Raw genomic sequence first — 18,961 nt, forward strand, 5'->3', positions numbered from 1 at the left:
CGCCGAAACTATCCACGTTCGTAAGGGTTGCCCATTATCTGAGACACCCCGGCTACATTCCTGGCCAGCTTGTGTTTCAACTGTCCGGATGCTGCGTCAAAGCTGGAGGGCCATCGCCCTGACTGCAGCGACCATTGGCATGGTTCTTGGCGGTTGGAGCATGTGGGCGAAACGTGACATGACGCAAGCGTTCGCCATCGTCGAGCCGGGCAATACCGAGCTTGAACCACAGGTTGAGCCACCGTCGGATCCAACCGCCTTTTCGCAAGAGGAGCTGCACCTGCTTCAACGCCGTTTTGGTGTCCATGGCCCCCAACCAGCCCTGGCGCAACTCTTCACCAGCGGGGTTGATCAACTGCAGCCCCTTCGCGCACAAACCCTGAGCAGGTTGAGCGACTTAAAACCTGTGATCCTGCGCGAATGCGACCGACTGAGCATCAATCCGATGCTTGTAACGGCGATTTTGTTTGATGAGATCCAACACTCCAAACCAGGGGAAGACCTGCCATTCATTGCTCACTCGGGATTGGTCAAGACCCATGGTCCTGGCCAGCTTGGAATATCAGAACTCATTCATCAGAACCTTCTGCCAGCCAACCCCAGTCAGGAAGAAATTGCCTGGGCACGGGAACTTCTGCTCGACCCTGCCGCCAACGTCCGGCTGCTGGCTGGAAAAATGAATCGCTTGAAGCGAGAGCTTGGTTTACCAACAGGCTCCATTCTTGTGGCCAGCCAATCTTTTCTGGATGCCAAGGCGATCGCCACACTCGCTTATTTACACAACGGCAAACTTGATTATCCAGCGCGAGTCTTGCGCTACATGCAGGATCCTCATCTTCACCAAATCATTTACGGGACAAGGGTCTATCCCCAAGATCGCTTTATATGAAAGGATTCTCGGCATGTGGCAGGGACAAGCGTTCCCAACAGTTCCTGTCTAATTGACCGAAAAATGACCTTGCTTTTGAACCGCTGAATCCGTAGCGTCAGGTCATCTGCAACGCATTGGATGGGAGCACGCATCAGGAGAGATGACCGGTCTTGGGCACCAGGGCTGCGGCGTCAGATCAAAGCGAACCCACTACTTGGTAAAGGCTGGCTCGTCACCAAACTGCCGAGCGGTTACACGAAACTCGTCATCCCCCCCTGTGGGGTTAAGTGTCTTCAAATATAGATAAGTAGGCCTGCTCATTAAATAGTAATCAAATAATCATCCGTAACCAATATGACGCAATCAGGGAATAAAATAACGCCATTAGTAAATCTCTTTGCATTGGTCAGATTCTTTTATGTCCTTGTAAGCCTGTTCTACATAATATTTATCGGCATCAGTTCCGCCAGCAGGGTATTCAATGACAAGCTTAGCCTGTCCATCAAGTATACCTTTGGCATCTTCTTTTGTGATTAGGTTTCTGTTTGCCAGGGCACACAAAGCATCTCCCACTCCATAAATATAGCCGTAATTATAGCCCTTTGTTTCATCTGCATTAAACAGAAACACTTTGACGTCTGATCTGACTGGTACAGCAAACAGAAGCAATGAGGCAAGGACTAAAAGAGGTTTCATAGATAGATGAGAGATGCCTTGCTGGCTTGGGTACGTTAAGGGTAATCACACATTCGCTCAATTAGTCACGAAGCAATGGGCAGTCCTTGAAGGAATCCTGCTCCAGAAGAGCATCAGCTGCATTCGTCATAACTGTGCGCTCTTTATCATCTTCAGTGCTATTCATCCAACCCCATTGAAATGCATGCATGTCTTCAATTGAAACTGAGTTGGTAAAATATAAGCCGCACAACGTTTTGAAAGAGCCAGTCGTTAACGTGAAGATGTAATCGTAGCGATCTCGAACTTGAGCTTTGGCACTCGGGGGTAACGCGATGGAGACAACCGACAATGCACCTGCAATGGCAAGAGCTTTGGCTTTCATTGTTCGCTTTCTTAACCTCACAGGCTAGTAGGTGTTGCAGCAACCTGTAGTTAGGGCAGTTACACGTTCGCCGATTAGACACATCCTCAGGCAATTCTAACGAAGCACCTTCAATATTTCATTCTTCCTAATTAGCTCATTTCTGAAGACCTGCAGCCTGGCTACCGGATTGTTTATCCATTCAATCAATGCAGGACACCTGAATTCCTGCTGCGTGTTCCGAAGCCTAAAAAAGAGGCACAGAAAGGCACTTTTAAGACCCTAGGAGACGCGTAAAGGACTGCTATGGGTGAAAGGGTGGTAAGCAATGAATAACGTGTTTAACCACCTATAAATCCGTTATTGCTAGAACCTACAACTAAGGTTTAATTGAACATTCAGGGAAATTTTTTAATGTATCCTCTACTGCTTCATACGAAAGTGGTGTCCAACCATTCAACTTAACCACTTCACCCCAAGCCAAAACTAAATTCTCTTTTGTAAGTATGCCTTTTGCTTCTAATTCACAAAGCAAACTCACCCATGCTGCAGTACCAACATATTCAGCAGCTCCTGCGCAAATATTATCTATTTCTTCTGAAGCATTACAAGCTTCCTTTAACTCCTCAAATGTTTCAATAGCCTGAACTGGAGCAGCTGAGATGAGGAGTGAGCCGATGAGTGGAAGGAGTTTCATGGGCTTTAATATTGGGTAGATTCAAAGAACTGAAATATAGCGGCTCTTTTGTTTACGGCTCATGCCTGCTACATCTCTATGTCCTTGTAGATAGCAGCGTCTGGAAAGAGAGATTTGTGTGTGGCACAGAAGTCAGCTGCGAATTGATTCACTTGCTTAGCAAACTTACTAGAGTCTTTTAGAAGCTGCTCTTGGGTACTCTCAGGCACAATCCACCCACCGATAGATTCTGCAGCCTTGCAATCAATAATACTTAGAGAAGGCATACGCAGATCCCATCTTATCCCACTACCTGGATAGACAAAAGCAACTGCAAATTCAGACCCTTTTCCCAGATACTTGTAAGAGGCAAATTGTTTTTTATCATCCCAATTGAATGCACCTCGATGCCAAGTTTGAATTACATCTTGTTTCGATAATTGTGCATTCACAGGAACGGCAAGGGCTGAAAGAATGAGTGCACCGATGATTGGAGCTTTTCTAAGTAATGACCTCATAAAAAATGAAATAAATTTGTTAAGCCTATTATCGTAGTAGCAGGGACGCTGTAGACCCCTGTACCGGTTCTCCATTTGCCAGGTAACAGCGCCGCTGAGCCAGGAATAAATGCATTGCTTCTCTCTGCCAGCCGCCATTCCGTGGTCGCAGGGATTCATTTCCTGCGCTAGCTGGCAGCGAAAAGCAGTTCACTTAGAACAGCATCATCATTGGTGGCATACCGATCAGCTGAGACAGCTGTATGTCACTGAATTGTCTGTGCTTACACTTTAGATCGTCTGTCTAGCGTGGCCACATTCCTGGCCAATGTGATGTTTGATGAGGAAAGACGACGTTGATCTGAGTCTTCAACTGGTTGAACACTCGTTTCCTTGCTGCACTGCATCGGTCGCAGTATCAGACCTTGTATTAGCAATAAATAGCCAGCATATCGACTTCTGTTTGACAAGGTATTTATACGCCTAATTTTTACATATCTGTCGCACATCAGTGGCGATTAAACCGTTGAACCTTTGACCATGACTACGAATGAACAAAGCATCCTCAAGCTGTACAAATAGATAGAGGAAGCATAGACAAGAGAGGAAGTGAAACTAATCCTTAGACAAATCCAACAATTGAAACAACAGAACCAATGATCGAATCAATTGAAGTAATGCACGACGGCAACGTTCTCATTGTTGTCACTGATGAAGAGATGGCAAAGCGTTGTCTCAAGAAGAACCCACGCCCACGCGTAACCAAGTCCAGCGATGACTGCTATGGCCTGGTCTACAGAGGATCAGACATCAACCTTATGAACGCCATCAAGCGTGCATGAATTACTCAACTCACTGATATGTAGTGATTTGTGCTGTCTGCCTGCCACTGAGCATGGCGCGATGGATCCAATCCCCCAAACAGGGAAGTGCCAAGCGAGCAAGACCACCCAAACGGGGGATGTGATCTGAAGGCAGAACGGCGATGGTGAATGTATTCGGGGGATGACCCTCACACTCACTAACTTATTTAATAAACGTAAACTTAGCAATACTAATGTAGCGCTGCCTTGTGTAGGCAAATTCACACATAGCGTGTTATTTGGTTTGATCTGCTGCAGATACTTCCTGCTTGCTTGACTTTATCAGCTATTATTAATTATGGCTTTTTACCTCTTCTTCACTACCATCGCCTCTGTTGGAGTTGCTTATCTCCTGATTTCATGCACCTTTAAAGATAGAAATCAGCAATTTCCAACTCCACCAATAAATTTCAATAATACCCCTTAATATTAAGCTGTAACGCTCACCTGGCACAATTTTGCATTTAGCCCCCGTCAGCAATGGCGGGGTTTCTGCACTTGTTGATCAGATACAGACATGGATCGTCAATAAGGGCTAGAGATGTAGTAGCCATGCAGCCCTCAGGATGCCTCGTGTCACTACTGCCTTTGCTGCTGCTTTCGCTCTGTTCTTGCCAATAGGTCGCCCGTTGCTGGTAATGCTGACACCTGCCATTGGAATTGGCTCAGGGTTGCTGACGACGCATGCAGCCTATGCACAGAATGCTATAGATCTGTACAATTCAGGGATTGATAAATCAGAAAGTGGAAATTTAGAAGGGGCTATTGCTGATTGGACTAAGGCAATCGAGATTTATCCTCGATTTACCTATGCCTACTACAATCGTGCCATTGCCAAGCATGAATTACAGGATTAACAAGGAGCTATTGATGATTACACAAAAGCAATTAAACTCAATCCCGAACTTTATCAGCCTTACACAAACCGCGGCATTACTTTAGAACTAATAGGTAATCTGAAAGACGCCTGTAGAGACTGGAAAAAAGCGGTAGATCTAGGGGATACCAAACCGATTGAATGGGTAAGAAAGCACTGCTGACATCTGGCATCGCCTGATTTCAACGCTTCCAAAGCATTCCCCCGTCAGCAATAACGGATTTTTAGTGCCTAGCCCAAATCAACTCAGGGAAAACTTCTTCTCTTGAGCCTTCACCTAACCGGGCGAGTGATGTCGTGAGAACTTTGCTCAATTTCGGTGATGGAACATCATGTGACAAGCAGTAGCTATCTTTGATTGTTGTATAAAGTTTGGCTGTGATAAGTCCCAAGAAGACCTTGAACCATCATCACTAATGTCTCTCAATCTAAATTGTGAGCAATCCACTTCGGTTTTGTGTCCTTCATAGGTTGTTGTAAAAACAACATAGGGATAATTCGTTGATTTGACATGAAGATAAATGCATCCACCATCTGCATCACATGCTGTTCTGCACGAATCTATCTCACACTCATCTGCAAAAGCAGAAGTAGCAAAGATGAGAGAAGGGAGGGCAACCAAGAGTGGGATCAATATTTTCATTCCTTTCATCACCTCAACTATTTTGTTCACGAGTCTAATCTGGAATTCTAGTTCTGGTACTTGATTGAGCACCTGTCAGCCAATGGCGGGGTTTTCTGTATTTGCAGATCAGATACAGACAGGGATCGTCAACAAGAGCTAGAGATGGACTAGCTATGCGCTGCAAGGATGCCTCGCGTCACAACTGCCTTTGCTGCTGCCTTAGCCCTGTTCATGCCACTGGGACGCCCGCTGCTGATTGGACTGACACCTGCTGTTGGAATTGGTGCAGGGCTCCTTTCAACGCAGATTGCCTATGCGCAGAGTGCTGAGGATTGGTTCAATTCAGGTGTCGCAAAATCGGATCGTGGAGATTGGCAAGGAGCCATCGCTGATTACACAAAGGCAATCGAGTTTAATCCTCAGGATGCGGATGCCTACTTCAATCGAGCTGCTTCCAAGAATGATTTAGGTGATTATCAAGGAGCACTAATTGATTACGACAAGGCACTAGAGATTAATCCTCAGAATGCTAAAGCCTACAACAATCGCGGCATTGTCAAGGATAATTTAGAAGATTATCAAGGTGCAATTGCTGATTACACCAAGGCAATAGAGATCGATCCACAGCATGCTAATGCTTATGGGAATAGGGGATTCAGTAAAGGAGTCGGGTTTCAGGATTCCGACGGTGCTTGCAGTGATTTCAAAAAAGCAGCATCACTTGGACTTGAATACCGAATCAACTGGTTAAATAGTGATGAAGGTTCTTGGTGCCGCAATATGTAATAAGGCATATGAAATAAAAAGTATCTTTTCTCGCTATCGGGTTTTCTACTTTCCTCAAGCAGTGGAAACCACCTCAATACAGGAAGTATGTAAGGGAGAATGAATTGGCAAAGAAGAACTACCAACCCAAGTTCCCTGGTTAGGGATAGAAGGCATTCCCCCGTCAGCGAACGGCAGGACACTTTTAAGCTTCTAAATTTACTCAGGTTTGAACTTGATACCTTTGGGGAAAGGAACCCTGAGACATCGATAGGTTTCTTTCGGTTGGCTAATGTTCTTGTATATAATTGTTCTCGTGTTTAATTTGAGGCTAATAGTTTCTGTGTATTCAGATGTAATCATCATGTCGCCCGAACTATAGTTGTATTCAATTCCCTCTAAAATGATCTTTTTCCTATCCTTAGAGAGACGTGGTGTATGAACATAAATAGTTTGACCAAAATTAATGGGTCTGTAGGGAACCATTGCATTTTCCGTTTCATTCCATTCGTATCCGATACCGGTAGACCGATCAAAGATATAAACAAGGTCTTTGATAGCTTCGGCCGGGTTCATCATGTATTGAGCTTCTGCCTCCGAAAGGCTCTCACCTGCTTCGTCACTCCCTCTCCCAAGCTCACTTATGCATACAAAAACAAGCATGTCACTTGCTTTGGGAGTGGACGCTGCAGCAGATTGAGCATTTGACATGAAACCTGCTATCAGCAGAGCTGAAGTGAGTAGTCCAGGCGCTAGTCGAAGCATCAAGCTAGGTCTTGTCATTGATTTCAGTGTGACATCAAAACTAAGATTGAAACAGGAATTGTTAGGGGCTTCGGAGCATGCTTCTGTGTTGAGCTGAAAGAACCTTGGTAAATCAGCAGTGGAAGAGCTGCTTCTGGATTGGCTTGCCCCGTTTCTGACTGAAGACGAAAAGGACAGGCTGATTGCTTGGCACATGGGAGTTAGCCTGTAGTCAATCTGGTGGATTTGAAATCCTGAAATCGAACCAATCAACCCCCCCATGGTGAGGTTACCCAAATGTCAAAGCGTCGACGGTTAGAGCAGGTTTGCTTGTTAATGTAGACAATACCCGGACTTCCGCTTAAGAATGATGGTATTCTTGAAGCACAGAACATGTCCTTGCTTGGCCTGAAATCAAAAACGCCGTTGATCAGCTCTCAGAAAAAACTCAAACCATGGAGTCAAATAATGAGGATCATAGAAAGTTACGAGAATTGCGAGGAAAAACCAGCAACATTAAGCGATCAAAAGAAGGTTGCTACCGCGTTTAATTTCCAGGCTGCATGGCGAACAAAATTGCTTGCGGCCTCTGCAACTCTTATGTCGATCATCATCAGCCCTGCACCAGCTCAGGCTTGGCCTGAAAAAGGCTTGGTGACTCACAAGGAGGATGACAATGGAAAATATACTATTGTTGATTTTAAGCAGCAGAATTGCAAGATCAGTGGACCTTTAACTGATGGCCTTGATTTATACGCCTGTTTTGCCTATCTATCTGACGACGCAAGTGTGATCTCCCTTTCGTACCTTATTGATAGTGAAGACGTTGAAATCAAAAAGCGGATTCAATGCAAGCTTTCCGATAATCCCAATCAAGCACTCATTTTTCATCCACGATATAAGGACGATCAATCAAGGAAGTCTTTGATGACGACGGTTAAAAGTAGAAATGTCGAGAAAGACGAGAACGGCAGATATTATGGAAGTATAGTTATCGATGGATGGTGGCTGAGATCAAACAAATTTGTAAATATGGGATTAAAAGATGCTAAGGCTGACGATATTTGTGGCCTTTCTATTTATTTTAAGCCCTCCAAGAAATTCATTCGTGTCATCAACGATCTAAGTAAATGAACTCAGGAAGCAGTAGTATATCGTCTTAAAATAAGTGCAATGTACGAATATTTCAGAATACATTTCTGAGTGATCAATACCGTTAGGAATGGCGGAGTTTTTAGTGCCTGTGTTTCAACAGCACAATAGCGGGGAACACTTCAGGCAGTCACGTCTCAACCATGAACTTCGACACCCGTAAGACGTTTTGGTCGTGTGATGCCAGCCATAGCTATAGCTTGTGAAGCGCCTGTTTCGACCCGTGAGCCGTTACCCCATCTTTTATTGCGCGATACCCGATGTCGGCGCTGGGTTCCAGTCCGTCGTAGCCGAAGACCCATCAGCAGCAGAGCAGATCATTCAAAGCAAGTACCCAGGCGCTATCACGGCATCTCTTAGCGATAAGGTCACGGATTAGCAGGAGATCCGACGATTGTTCATGGACTGGTTGACCAAGATTTGAATCAATCCACAAACAAAGTCAACATGAAACTCCTTCCACTCATCGGTGCACTGCTTCTTTCAACAGCTCCAGTTCAGGCTTTTGAAACATATGAGGAGCTAGATAAAGCTTGCCTAGCTACAGAAGAAACTACTAATTTGTGCGAAGGTGTTGGTGATTATGTTTCTTCATCGATGGTGGCGTATCTGCTTTGTGATTCAGAAGAAAAAGGTATAATTACAACAGAGGAATTATTTTTATCTTGGGATAAAGTGAATAAGATAATGACTGAGAATAATGCGAGCCCTATGTGGAATGCAGGAGCAGAAAACATGCTAGAGAGCTTCCCTGAATGTTCACTTAAACCTTAGTTGTAGGTTCCAGCAAAAAGGCTCTACAACAAGCGATCAATACATGCCTGATAGTTTGTACCTAATGTGAACATTAGACCTGCTGCAGAGCATTGATCACCCAGCTTCCAGTGCCCACCCCATCGTTTTCTGCCAGGTGGCTGCCCACAGCTTGCACAGTTTCCTTAGGTGGCGACACTACTGACTGAAGCTCGCTGAGGCTGACTGATGGCTTACGGAGGTGCAGGTCCTGGAGCACAGGAGGGACTCTTAAAGGCTGTTTTGCCTACCTGCGAGCCAGGCCCAGATTTTGAAGCATGCCAGCGGGACCTTTACATCGGAACAGCCGGCATAGCGCTTGGGGTGATTGCTTTCATTGGTCTTGCCGGAGGTGTCTGCTGGCTTGCCTTCTCAGGTAAAGGGTCTCTGATGCTGATTGAGCTTGAGCAGAAAATTCAGCGGTTACGTCGTTAACCAGCTTCCAGTGCCCACTCATTTGCTTCTGCCAGGTCGGCGCCCAAAGCTTGCACAGCTCAAAGATCTTCAGACACAAAGCTTGACCACGTTTTGTTCGCAACGCATCGGGCCCGCTCAAAATATCTGACGGCTAGCTTGGCTTCTAATATGCAAGCAAACAACGTAGGATTGGAATACAGCTCTGCAGCATCAACTGTTTCATGAGGAGTCGACCCATCTTTATTGGTTGCTTCGTCTTCAGATTCGGCAGTGTCATCAACACGCTCAGAATCGCCTTCAGGTAACGAAAACCTCAATCCGCTACGATATGCCTCAGATTGCCAGTCAAGGTGGCTACTGCTTCTTCTAGGCATGGTTTAACGGTGAATAGTTAAACGTTAGGACTTCTCTTGAAAGCCAATTAATCACGACTTTATTCAGTTTGATTCTTTCCAGGCTTGTTCGACTCGCATCGCTTTTACAGGTAATTCATTGAACTGCAGGTGGTACGCAAGCACTAACGCAAGGGAAATGAACCAGTACCAAGAAGGGATTGCAGTAACGCTAAACAGTACAAAGAGAGCAACACCGGGCATCCAGAGAGGAGCATTGGCATGTCTAACTGCACCCATCAAAAACATAGTTACTGGCCACGTTAAGAACATTGCAAGCCAAAAAGGGTTTCCGCGTGTAATCGCTAAGGTGATTGGAGCAACAATTGATGCAAGTGTGGCCAATATTGATAATAGATTCGATGCTAGTTGAGTTAATTCAAGATTCATCTTTGCTGCCATTACTTTTTATAAGTCTTCCGTACTCGCATTTTCAGAGAAAGGCATTGTCAAAGTTAGTTGTTGCTTCCATAATGTTTCATTTCTGTTGAATTAAGCATCACCCATTAGTTCTAAGTAATCCCCTTGATTTGGCGAATAATTAGCTCCGATAGGGGATGCGCTTGCTTTGCATGACAGCCACTACCTACCCCTCTCAATCTCTCATCCCCTCGACCACCATCTGGCATGGCAATCCCTTGGTAGGGGACTGGTTGGCACAGGGTATGGGCTGGACTTGGACTGGACTAACAGATCCGTTGCGGCGCAGCGGGTCTGAGCTTGCGTACCTGTGACGGAAGCAGGTCTGGACCGGGTTTCCTGGCAGGATCGGCGGCGATTGAGGGAGTGCCAGGGGGGCGAATATCTGAGAGAAGTGAATCGTCCAAATATGCCCTTATTTGTTCTGCGTGCTTGGATCAATCCGCGTCAAGCGTGCCTGACCGTTAACAGCGGCAATTGCATTACTTAACTGTTTGTTCTCAAGCGCAAGAGCAAAGTTGTTCTCATACTTGCTCAATAGTTCTGCAGCATAATATGTCCGTTCAACATCGTAGGCTTCTTTCATTAGTTTGCGTGCCTGGTGGATATATTTATCAGCAGCAGAATCTTTGATATCCCAGATTTCGGACGATTTCTGCAGGATATCTTGACGGCTCATTCCGTTGACCAGCCACTTTGCAACTTTGTTAATTCTCCGCTTTCGCTCGTCACTCGTCACCTTGCCATTAAATTTCCTCACATATTCTGAAACTGCATGTTCATCCGTATTGTCATCGAGAATTGTATTTTCAGGCGGAATCTTCTTTGCCGTCATGTTCTTACCTATCTCTGTTTGCATGATAAGTAGTTGTTACAATCTCGTATTACAGCCTTAGCTATCTCATCATCTGCAGGTTTAGTTGAATGGCGCGCTCAAGATCGAATAAATCCAAAAAGGAACACGCCGAGACGATCGTGGCTTGTTATCTAGCGGGCACTGCCTGCTAATTCCGGCTCACGCTCAAAGGTACGGCGATGGTCGAACGAATCAAATCCATGCTCAGGAACTACAAAGCCCTTGACGTCAATGAGAGGGGTCAGATGCTCGCACTTCCTGACTTCTCTTGTTTTAAACTTTCCATGACACACAATCGTGTCGCCAAGGCGCAGATTTTCTTTCAGGATTTGACACCAGTTTGTGCCGTGGACATCGAGGCCAACATCGAAATGCTCACCGTGGCTAGAGCCGCGAACGGTCACCAAGATCGATAGACGATTCTCATAGGGATTGATATCACCTATTTGCGTGACCCTGCCGCTGCAGCTACCTGCGTACATCATTGAGTTGAACTGGGGTAAAGGACAGTTATCAGGAATGTTGTTGTCTGGCCGATTGATGTGATCGTCTTCTGAACTTAACGACTGTCAAGAACGATGCAAGAGGCTTGTGCCGCCCAGAATGAAGAGTTGACAGGCGATGCTGATAGGAGGTGGAATTACCCCCAAGCGATGTCACAGGAGCTTCTGAAGGTCGCTGAGCACTGCTTACCACTGGCGATGGTGTTGTTCGATGACTTGCTGGTTGTCCTGGAGTCAGACCTGCGTTCAGAGGTTGCGGATGGGAGCCCGCTGCAGCGAGTAACAAGACCGAAAAATCTTGAACCGAAATTTGAACTTGTTACCCTTTCCGGCGGATTGAGTCTGTTTGATCATATCATTGAAAAGTATTTGCATAACTGAAGAATCGAGCCTTTTCAAAGTGGCAACTGATAGGTTTTTGTTATCGATCATTTTGCGCTACATGCAAGACCCGGAACTTCATGCGTTGATTTACGGCAGCTTCCAATCAAACCCTGATATCACGGTTTAAACCGGTCTTTTAAGAGGAGGGGTCCATTAGGATTTATTACTTTTAAAACGAGGTTTAACCACAACATCACATCACATCTCAAATCTGACGTTACAGATTTCATTAGAATTCATTGCGCGCTAATGGTGACCGGGAATGACGCACTGCTCCATTCCTAAATCTTGTCAAGCATCGTCTAGACCAAAGCTAAACCATTTAATGCTGCAACCATCAATAAAGTAAGGGTGCCCAGTATTGCAATGGTGATAGGACGAGGATCGAGTCTTGGTAACGGTCGGCGCCGACAAGCCCTGCAGTTTCCGGGAATGCGTTGCATTAAACATGTCTGATCTTGTTGTTTTATAGGCAACAAAGAGGAATTCGCTCAATAGAGATTCCATCTTCACATCTGTTTGATGAAACACAACTGTTTTGCATGCCTACGATACGCAGGAAGCCAGGGACCAGAACACAGTCCGAAAGGCTTGACCTTCTAAAGTCAACGACTTCATTGCCAGTAGTACTTTCGCAAGCTTAAAAAGATGGCGTCGTGAGCTCTAGCTTGGCTTCTCAAATCAGGTCTATTAAAGGTGCTATTAATCGGATATCAGCACACAATCATCTCTTCAGCATACGGGTCAGAGAAATAGCCTTCGAAAATATTATGGGTGCCTTTCCCTTGGTTGTCAAATTGGATCACTGGTGCAGCATAACGATACTCTTCCCACTGAAATATTAGCTTTCCATTAGGCGTTAATTGTCTCAGAGATTGAGCTTCAACATAATCAGAAGAGACATAATCAGTGATTTGATCTTTAACTTTATAACCCTCACGACTAGACGACAGCATCATTTCCTTTTTTGAGAAACGACCATCATCATTAAGATCCACCTTCATTTCAATCGTTGAGCGCAAACTACCCTTTGAACGGCGGCTATGAACTGTCATTTCGCCTGTAATTCCATCAAAGGGCTCTGGACTCTCATCGCTGAAGTCAAATTGATAGGTTCGAATCCGGCAGCCCTTATAACGTCCCTTCCGATCCGATATCAACGACCAATCCGCTGAATAACCCCCTTGAACCATCGTGATCGCTTGCCCCTCCCAGTGATCCAAGGGCATGGGCTCGATGTCGGGCAGGTCCATGGCTACGTCGTGAGCGACTTCAGAATGGTCCATTGGCACTGCGAACTGTCTTTTGATTTGAATTGTGCCATCAAGATCGTGCAGGCCTCTTTGGTTAAAGGCAAAGAATTCCGATCTTTGTTGACGATTTCCCGCAAACCGACTCAATGGAACCTTTTGCCAGAAGCGAGCTCTTGTTGTGTCCGCTACAAAATACGCAGTCAAAATGTGACAGCCGATTGACAACTCAAAACTTGAATCTATTTTGAAAATCATTGATCATCCACTCGTGCGCGAAAAAATTCTCGATGAATTAATCCAGATTGACACGTGGGATTGGTGGAAAGCCCAGGTTTTTTATTTGAGAGAACGTAAAGAGTATGCAGAAGCCGAGGCAGTTTTCAATGAATTTAAAATCAATGAGAATAATTAACAATCAAAGATTGACCCTTTGAACGAGTGGCAACCGACTGAATACTCGTTCTCAGCGATCTCAGAATCCACACCAGAGCTTTTTTAACGCTATTCAGCGTCTTATGCGTGCAATCAACTTACAACGTAATTTGGTAAAGAAATATTTTGCTCTGGCCGGTTGTGTAATCTCACGAACCACCGTTCTTCTGAACTAATTTTATTTTTAGTCAGAAGATATTTTTCGATGGCTAACTTGCCTCCCAGAGAAGTCGCTACGAACAAAGCTCATCTGATGTCCCTTGCGTTGGAAGTGCTTCGATCCAGGGACGACATTGATGAATGGGATGTTTTTCAGCATCTGACCCAATACCTGAATGAGCAGGACAATCAAGAAGATGCCGTTCGTGTTCCGGTGATCAAGCCCTTGATCGCTCAAGAAATGGACGAAGCGCATAAAAACGAACTTGACTGAGCAGCGAAGGTTGTAGTCGATACAAAAGCTAGAACTGCTTTTTGAACAACACAAGATTGATTGACGTATCTTTTCGTCCCGTTATTTTAAAGATATTATCGACATGGCAGTCATGGCTCAACCGTTTCGCCGCAAAGATGGATGGACGTCTCCTCCAAGAAAGCCAATTGATACAGATTCTTACATCTGGTTACGTCGTCAACTAATTTTTCTCTCTGGAGAGGGACTAGATGGAGAGCGCAAGGCATTAGTCGACGAATTCAAGATTCATGCATGAATGCCCGTGGGCAACCTGATCAACCAAATGGGCTCATGGATACAGTTGCTACAGACATTATCAATTAAATGACTAATTTAGAGTTTGAATTTTAACCTGCCATGCCTCTCGGAGAGCACTACCTAAGATTGATGAATCTTGCCAATCAAGCGCATGATCGCGAAACATACCATTATTTTGTCAACCAAGCCCAAAAACTTTTAAACGAAGAAGTGCCAATCCCAAACCAATCACTAACGGTTCTGCCTAAGAAAGCCACTCGATATCAGCAGGAAGCTGCTTAAATAACAAGTCAAAATATTTAGACAAAATCAAACGTTTTGAATTAATCTTTAGTCAAGCGCTTACCCCTTTTTAATTAAATCAAATGTAGCGTTGTTAACGCGTTAATGATTGAAATTCTCGTATTCTCTAATGAACGATCTTTAAAGAGCTTTTGACGACATTCGTGTGATATTTAGCTCTGCTACTTGATTTGTTGACGTTCACGTTGAAGAGTTGATTGTCGCGATAGACACCAGGCGAAGAGAAAAACCAGACTCATTAACAAATATCCGAGAGCCCATTGGGAGCCCACTCCCCAACCGAGCTCCAGAACCGTGTCTGCCTGGGTGAAGCGCCAGGCATGAATCACACCAAACCAGGAGCAGATACAGGCGACAAAGGACATCAAAGACGCTGCAAGAAATCTCTGTTCGATGACGTAAACCAACATTGCTGAGAGCAACATCGCCGTGATGATCTGACCCTGCTCCAAGGCAAAAGCACCTCCAGCCCAGACATCTGTCTGTTGAAGATTGAGCAGCAGTTCTGGCCCAAACGGCTGGCCCTCCTGACCGGCGCCGCCACTGCGTAAGCCAGACTTGATCAATTGAGAACCCCAGCCGGCCAATCCCGGCATCAAACCGAGAGCAACCGCAGGAGCATGTGATCTGGGTGTGGCCTGGAAGGACTGAGCCGCCATCACAAGGCCGATGTATAGAACAATCGCCATCCCGGCTTCAATCGGAATCAGCTGGCCGATCAGCCCGAACAGCCCCAGAAAGCAGCAGACGGCTACGACGATGCCATCCAGCCATGAATATCCGATCCTGGCGCCCATGGCCTTCCATGCAGGATGGCCGATGTAGATCGTGGTGGGAAAGCAGGACCCGAAGACTGCTGCCACCACCGTGCCGACACCATTGCACAGCAAAGAGCTACGCACTGGGTAGCGGTCACCAGCTGCTTCGGCACTATCAATGTTCTGCAGTGAGCCCAGTACATTGAACAAACCCATCGGGATAATGACTCCCAGCCAGGGCAGAAGCTGTTGGCGGGCTTGCCATAACTCATCGAGTTGAAACATCGGCGGATGCCAACCCACAAGATCAAGTTGACGACTCCATACCGACACATCCGTATCCAGGAGGCCCGTCATCGCAGCCAAAAGGATCCCGACGACAATGGCGAGCAATCCCCCCGGAATCGGCAACCGAAGCTTGCCGTAGTACGTCGTAAGGATCAGGGCCAACACCGTGAGGCCGACAACCGGCTGTGCATAGGTTCTCAACAGAAAACCCAGTGAGATGTAGCCAAGCGCTATCCCTGCAAGCGTTGATAGGAGAGCTGCCCGTGGTAACCAGCGTCGTAGCCATTCAACAAACCAGGCACCGATTGCCTCGATCAGTCCGGAGCCAAGACACGCCACCATGCCGGCATGCCAAGACATGCTGATCGCCTGCTCTTCACTCATGCCGTTGCCGAGAGCGGAGAGCTTTACAGGCAACATCACCAAAAACACGTAAGCAAAGAGGCTGACGGTGTTGATGCCGTAGGGAAGTGCCGTTCGATCGTCGCGACCCTCCGCCCTGGCCAGTCTCATGGCCTGCCAGGCATAAAAAAGATTGCCGAACAACACACTCAGACCGGTTGCCGGAAGAATCGTTCCAAACAGCAGCTCATCGGGATAGCCGAGAACAGAACGGCAAAGACCGACGATCAACAGGATCTGGATCAGATTGTCCAGGGCGAGTCCCAGAAATCCATCCACATCGCTGCGAACAAACCAGGATGGAGAGGCGGGCGACGCTGTCACGTTTGTTCAGGACACACAAAGGTCACCAAGCGAAGCCAGACGAACTTGAAGTGCAGACCAATCGAAACTACGTGGATCACTGCGTTCTCCACCGATATCAACATGCCGATGGGTGGTGATTGCAGCCGGCGCCAAATTGAAGCTGTTGATCCATCCTGAGAGCACAAGCGCCAGGGCGTCGTACTGAGCATCTGAGTAACCGCTATGGCGGGACTCGTTGTTGGCACCGTTCGCGGGTGTTTCAAGGCTCACATGCAAGGCAAAGTTGTTGACGCTTCCCTTGAATCGCTTGTTGGTGATCGCCCATTCACCCAGAAACGACGAGTAGCCAGCGCCATAGGCGCGATTGATCGGATCGACTAGGTCGACAACCTTTCCACTTTGACCGATCAGAGTGTGGTAACTCACCTGGTCTTCATCGCGCGGATGAGGCGTGAGGAAGGTATTGATCGCCGAGGTCATGGAATAAACCGTTTCGTGCATCACCACCAGACGAGGTGTGATGTCGAGGGCCTGTCCAAAGGCATCCCGCTTATGACGCTCTCCATAGTTCGTTGGATCGATCGGCAGGGCTTTTCGCCATGCCTTGCGATTGCGTTCCAAAGCTTCCAGACGGCTACGAACACTGGGATCAATTCCGGAGCATTGACGGGCCAATGGGGAGGTCCAAGACCGTGCTCGCGGTGGGCCTGGCGGTGTGTTGGAGGGAGCCTCCTCGATGTATTTCCCTTTTTCCTTGCTCACCTGATCGAGTAACTCAAGCAGGGACGGTCGTGAACCAGCGTGAGAAAGATCGCGCTGATCCGATGCCAGCCAGCCCAGAAACAACAGTATGAACGCGCTGCCACTGATCACAGCCACCAGCACCAGTGGCTGCCTGCTCAGTACCGACCAAGCCGATGTCAATCGCTGCTTTAAAGGATCTGGAACCATCGATCGCGCAGCGCGAGTTGTTCAGCTGTAGCTCCAGGGTCCCAGCGGAGTGTCCAACGGTCTATACATTCGTCAGGAATCAAGAGACTCTCCTTCATCAATCCTCTTCGGGACCAAAGGACAGGCACACGGCTCTGACCCTTCAGCAGCATTGGCAGATCTGCCATACGGCGCAAACGTCGACCACCGATAGCGATCAGTTCATCCCCCACAACCAAACCTGCCTGCATAGCAGGTCCCCGGGGGGCAACACGCTTGACAACCACGCCCGAGGCCTGATCCTCAAGATTCAAACCGTGATGTGGTTCAGAGGATTGAATCGGATCCAGTCGCAAACCCAACGCTGCAACCAGCGCCTCAAGCGGAAGGGAGTCCGGTTCATCCAGCCAGCCATCGAGTTGTGCAGCCAGGGACGAATCCCGTTTGGCAATGGCCGAGAGAATGTTCTGACGTTGATATCCCCTCCCGCATCGGCCATGACTCGCCCACAGTTCACGCAGAACAGTGGACAGTGAGCTGCCGACCTGTCTCAGTCGTACATCCAGACAAAAAGCTGTAGCGGCCCCATAGCGGTAGTAGCTGACCTGGGAATCTCTCGACGATGGGGTTGCCTTGTAGAGCTTCACCCAGGCTTCGCGAGCGCTGTCAGCAAGGCTTTGAACTGAACGGCCCGGCGTCATCAGGACTCGGGAAAGCTCCTCACCCAGGTCCTGCAGAAACTGTGTCCGGTTGCTGAAACCAGACAGCAGGGTTGTGGAGAGGTCGAAATAACTGGTGATTCCCTCGGCGAACCACAACCCTTCACTGACAACCGGACGGCCGTAGTCATAGGGCCTGTAATCGGCGGGACGCAGACGCCGAACGTTCCATTGGTGCAGGTATTCATGACCAACCAGTTGCAGCAGCTGTCGCAGTCCTCCCGGGCGCGCAAAGGCCGGCCAGTTGAATTGAAGTACGGCGCTGTGATCATGCTCCAAACCGCCATAACCGCTCTCCAGCATCTGAATCACGAGTTGATAGCGATCCCCCGCCGGCGGCGGCGTGTCCATTAATCGACACGTGGCTCGACACACCGAAGTGATGTCCTGCGTCAGCGATGAGGGCCAGCCTCCGGGGGGTGAACCGATCAGCAGCAGCTCGTGGCCGTGTCCATCGACATCGAATCGTTCCACGTCGAACGAACCGGCATGCACAGGACTGTCGACCAGGCCATCAAAATCCTCGGCAATCCATGCCTGATCGACAAACGGCAGAGGAACGTGGACGGACCAAGCCTCAGGTACAGCCACTGTGAGGCGATGCTCATGCCAACGACACCCTTCCACATCCATGGCGACAGCAGCCAGGCTCAGGGATGCGAAGTCGGGATCGAGGTGACAGGTCCGCACCGTCAGGTCGCGCGCCTCGATCGCATAGTCGAGGGTGAGAACCTCTCGTCTTGGCATCTCAACCAACCAGCGGGACAGGCCTATCCGCCTCGCGCTGATCGGGTCATCTCCACAGTGGGCAACAAGACTGTGGAGGTGCTGAACGTGATCTCGGACGGTGTAGGAACCAGGCGTCCAGATCGGTAGCTGAACGACGACGCGCGACGCTTCAGGACAGCATGTCTGGCGGACCCGAAGGGTCTGACCAGCCGGTTGACGAAGATCAAGATCGAGCCTGACAACAGGACTTGACACC

The 18,961-nt window shown here is 47.6% G+C and carries 22 protein-coding genes; 9 read left to right on the top strand and 13 right to left on the bottom strand.

Translation table 11 applies throughout. The annotated features are described in order from the left end of the window. The first annotated feature begins 88 nt into the window (after positions 1–88). Positions 89–889, top strand: a complete 801-nt coding sequence (locus SYN9616_RS0104450) for a helicase DnaB (RefSeq protein ID WP_232200008.1) — start codon at positions 89–91, stop codon at positions 887–889. Between the two features lie 366 nt (positions 890–1,255). On the opposite strand, the gene SYN9616_RS0104455 is transcribed toward SYN9616_RS0104450, so the two are convergent. From SYN9616_RS0104455 to SYN9616_RS0104465, 4 genes are all read right to left on the bottom strand, one after another. Next, positions 1,256–1,567 carry a hypothetical protein gene (locus tag SYN9616_RS0104455; RefSeq protein ID WP_028952049.1) on the bottom strand — a complete coding sequence of 104 codons (312 nt, stop codon included), beginning with the start codon at positions 1,565–1,567 and terminating at the stop codon, positions 1,256–1,258. A 61-nt stretch (positions 1,568–1,628) separates the two neighbouring features. Beyond that, positions 1,629–1,931, bottom strand: coding sequence for a hypothetical protein (locus SYN9616_RS0104460; protein ID WP_028952050.1), 303 nt, complete (start codon positions 1,929–1,931; stop codon positions 1,629–1,631). Positions 1,932–2,289: 358 nt separating this feature from the next. Continuing rightward, positions 2,290–2,607, bottom strand: a complete 318-nt coding sequence (locus SYN9616_RS17070; RefSeq protein WP_156918663.1) for a hypothetical protein — start codon at positions 2,605–2,607, stop codon at positions 2,290–2,292. Positions 2,608–2,675: 68 nt separating this feature from the next. Continuing rightward, complete coding sequence (locus SYN9616_RS0104465; RefSeq protein WP_156918664.1) at positions 2,676–3,104, bottom strand: hypothetical protein; 429 nt, start codon at positions 3,102–3,104, stop codon at positions 2,676–2,678. A gap of 1,408 nt (positions 3,105–4,512) precedes the next feature. On the opposite strand from SYN9616_RS0104465, the gene SYN9616_RS0104475 reads away from it, so the two are divergent. Further along, a complete protein-coding gene (locus SYN9616_RS0104475) occupies positions 4,513–4,803 on the top strand; it encodes a tetratricopeptide repeat protein (protein ID WP_028952052.1) in 291 nt (96 codons plus the stop codon). A 30-nt stretch (positions 4,804–4,833) separates the two neighbouring features. Then, entirely contained in the window at positions 4,834–4,986 is a 153-nt protein-coding gene (locus tag SYN9616_RS18200; RefSeq protein WP_369791936.1) for a hypothetical protein, read from the top strand. Positions 4,987–5,133: 147 nt separating this feature from the next. On the opposite strand, the gene SYN9616_RS17080 is transcribed toward SYN9616_RS18200, so the two are convergent. After that, complete coding sequence (locus SYN9616_RS17080) at positions 5,134–5,475, bottom strand: hypothetical protein (RefSeq protein WP_156918665.1); 342 nt, start codon at positions 5,473–5,475, stop codon at positions 5,134–5,136. A gap of 159 nt (positions 5,476–5,634) precedes the next feature. Between SYN9616_RS17080 and SYN9616_RS15190 the strand changes: the two genes are divergently transcribed. Beyond that, positions 5,635–6,234 (top strand): tetratricopeptide repeat protein, encoded by a 600-nt coding sequence (locus tag SYN9616_RS15190; protein WP_051410943.1) that lies wholly within the window; start codon positions 5,635–5,637, stop codon positions 6,232–6,234. 198 nt (positions 6,235–6,432) lie between these two features. On the opposite strand, the gene SYN9616_RS0104485 is transcribed toward SYN9616_RS15190, so the two are convergent. After that, the gene (locus SYN9616_RS0104485) at positions 6,433–7,254 is read right to left on the bottom strand and encodes a hypothetical protein (RefSeq protein WP_156918666.1); all 822 of its coding nucleotides are present in this window, start codon (positions 7,252–7,254) and stop codon (positions 6,433–6,435) included. A 96-nt stretch (positions 7,255–7,350) separates the two neighbouring features. Between SYN9616_RS0104485 and SYN9616_RS0104495 the strand changes: the two genes are divergently transcribed. From SYN9616_RS0104495 to SYN9616_RS0104505, 3 genes are all read left to right on the top strand, one after another. Next, entirely contained in the window at positions 7,351–8,091 is a 741-nt protein-coding gene (locus SYN9616_RS0104495) for a hypothetical protein (protein WP_028952054.1), read from the top strand. Positions 8,092–8,556: 465 nt separating this feature from the next. Continuing rightward, positions 8,557–8,883 carry a hypothetical protein gene (locus tag SYN9616_RS17085; RefSeq protein WP_156918667.1) on the top strand — a complete coding sequence of 109 codons (327 nt, stop codon included), beginning with the start codon at positions 8,557–8,559 and terminating at the stop codon, positions 8,881–8,883. A gap of 207 nt (positions 8,884–9,090) precedes the next feature. Then, positions 9,091–9,336, top strand: a complete 246-nt coding sequence (locus tag SYN9616_RS0104505) for a hypothetical protein (RefSeq protein ID WP_028952055.1) — start codon at positions 9,091–9,093, stop codon at positions 9,334–9,336. 419 nt (positions 9,337–9,755) lie between these two features. Here SYN9616_RS0104505 and SYN9616_RS17090 read toward each other — a convergent pair whose 3' ends face one another. From SYN9616_RS17090 to SYN9616_RS17095, 3 genes are all read right to left on the bottom strand, one after another. Beyond that, positions 9,756–10,100: a hypothetical protein gene (locus SYN9616_RS17090; RefSeq protein ID WP_156918668.1), complete on the bottom strand. Its 345-nt coding sequence runs from the start codon at positions 10,098–10,100 to the stop codon at positions 9,756–9,758. Between the two features lie 445 nt (positions 10,101–10,545). Next, positions 10,546–10,965, bottom strand: a complete 420-nt coding sequence (locus SYN9616_RS0104510) for a hypothetical protein (protein WP_156918669.1) — start codon at positions 10,963–10,965, stop codon at positions 10,546–10,548. Between the two features lie 152 nt (positions 10,966–11,117). Next, complete coding sequence (locus SYN9616_RS17095) at positions 11,118–11,468, bottom strand: hypothetical protein (protein WP_232200015.1); 351 nt, start codon at positions 11,466–11,468, stop codon at positions 11,118–11,120. Positions 11,469–11,597: 129 nt separating this feature from the next. Here SYN9616_RS17095 and SYN9616_RS0104520 point away from each other — a divergent pair, with 129 nt between their 5' ends. Further along, positions 11,598–11,870 carry a hypothetical protein gene (locus SYN9616_RS0104520; protein ID WP_232200018.1) on the top strand — a complete coding sequence of 91 codons (273 nt, stop codon included), beginning with the start codon at positions 11,598–11,600 and terminating at the stop codon, positions 11,868–11,870. Between the two features lie 716 nt (positions 11,871–12,586). Here SYN9616_RS0104520 and SYN9616_RS0104525 read toward each other — a convergent pair. Next, a complete protein-coding gene (locus tag SYN9616_RS0104525; RefSeq protein ID WP_232200022.1) occupies positions 12,587–13,351 on the bottom strand; it encodes a hypothetical protein in 765 nt (254 codons plus the stop codon). A 460-nt stretch (positions 13,352–13,811) separates the two neighbouring features. On the opposite strand from SYN9616_RS0104525, the gene SYN9616_RS0104535 reads away from it, so the two are divergent. Continuing rightward, positions 13,812–13,991, top strand: a complete 180-nt coding sequence (locus SYN9616_RS0104535) for a hypothetical protein (protein WP_028952060.1) — start codon at positions 13,812–13,814, stop codon at positions 13,989–13,991. Positions 13,992–14,734: 743 nt separating this feature from the next. On the opposite strand, the gene SYN9616_RS0104540 is transcribed toward SYN9616_RS0104535, so the two are convergent. From SYN9616_RS0104540 to SYN9616_RS0104550, 3 genes are read right to left on the bottom strand one after another with little or no spacing between them, the layout of a single operon-like run. After that, positions 14,735–16,345: a permease gene (locus SYN9616_RS0104540; protein WP_028952061.1), complete on the bottom strand. Its 1,611-nt coding sequence runs from the start codon at positions 16,343–16,345 to the stop codon at positions 14,735–14,737. 6 nt (positions 16,346–16,351) lie between these two features. Next, a complete protein-coding gene (locus SYN9616_RS0104545; protein WP_028952062.1) occupies positions 16,352–17,278 on the bottom strand; it encodes a peptidoglycan recognition family protein in 927 nt (308 codons plus the stop codon). After that, a complete protein-coding gene (locus tag SYN9616_RS0104550; protein WP_028952063.1) occupies positions 17,260–18,960 on the bottom strand; it encodes a M61 family metallopeptidase in 1,701 nt (566 codons plus the stop codon). The genes SYN9616_RS0104545 and SYN9616_RS0104550 overlap by 19 nt, the downstream gene beginning before the upstream one ends. Position 18,961 lies beyond the last annotated feature (1 nt).

Source organism: Synechococcus sp. CC9616, from assembly GCF_000515235.1.
Lineage (GTDB): Bacteria > Cyanobacteriota > Cyanobacteriia > PCC-6307 > Cyanobiaceae > Parasynechococcus.

Bases quoted from the DNA above. Each gene is read 5' to 3' on its own strand.
- SYN9616_RS0104450 (WP_232200008.1), top strand. From the start codon at position 89: ATGCTGCGTCAAAGCTGGAGGGCCATCGCCCTGACTGCAGCGACCATT.
- SYN9616_RS0104455 (WP_028952049.1), bottom strand. From the start codon at position 1,567: ATGAAACCTCTTTTAGTCCTTGCCTCATTGCTTCTGTTTGCTGTACCA.
- SYN9616_RS0104460 (WP_028952050.1), bottom strand. From the start codon at position 1,931: ATGAAAGCCAAAGCTCTTGCCATTGCAGGTGCATTGTCGGTTGTCTCC.
- SYN9616_RS17070 (WP_156918663.1), bottom strand. From the start codon at position 2,607: ATGAAACTCCTTCCACTCATCGGCTCACTCCTCATCTCAGCTGCTCCA.
- SYN9616_RS0104465 (WP_156918664.1), bottom strand. From the start codon at position 3,104: ATGAGGTCATTACTTAGAAAAGCTCCAATCATCGGTGCACTCATTCTT.
- SYN9616_RS0104475 (WP_028952052.1), top strand. From the start codon at position 4,513: ATGCCTCGTGTCACTACTGCCTTTGCTGCTGCTTTCGCTCTGTTCTTG.
- SYN9616_RS17080 (WP_156918665.1), bottom strand. From the start codon at position 5,475: ATGAAAGGAATGAAAATATTGATCCCACTCTTGGTTGCCCTCCCTTCT.
- SYN9616_RS15190 (WP_051410943.1), top strand. From the start codon at position 5,635: ATGCCTCGCGTCACAACTGCCTTTGCTGCTGCCTTAGCCCTGTTCATG.
- SYN9616_RS0104495 (WP_028952054.1), top strand. From the start codon at position 7,351: ATGTCCTTGCTTGGCCTGAAATCAAAAACGCCGTTGATCAGCTCTCAG.
- SYN9616_RS17085 (WP_156918667.1), top strand. From the start codon at position 8,557: ATGAAACTCCTTCCACTCATCGGTGCACTGCTTCTTTCAACAGCTCCA.
- SYN9616_RS0104505 (WP_028952055.1), top strand. From the start codon at position 9,091: ATGGCTTACGGAGGTGCAGGTCCTGGAGCACAGGAGGGACTCTTAAAG.
- SYN9616_RS17090 (WP_156918668.1), bottom strand. From the start codon at position 10,100: ATGAATCTTGAATTAACTCAACTAGCATCGAATCTATTATCAATATTG.
- SYN9616_RS0104510 (WP_156918669.1), bottom strand. From the start codon at position 10,965: ATGACGGCAAAGAAGATTCCGCCTGAAAATACAATTCTCGATGACAAT.
- SYN9616_RS17095 (WP_232200015.1), bottom strand. From the start codon at position 11,468: ATGTACGCAGGTAGCTGCAGCGGCAGGGTCACGCAAATAGGTGATATC.
- SYN9616_RS0104535 (WP_028952060.1), top strand. From the start codon at position 13,812: ATGTCCCTTGCGTTGGAAGTGCTTCGATCCAGGGACGACATTGATGAA.
- SYN9616_RS0104545 (WP_028952062.1), bottom strand. From the start codon at position 17,278: ATGGTTCCAGATCCTTTAAAGCAGCGATTGACATCGGCTTGGTCGGTA.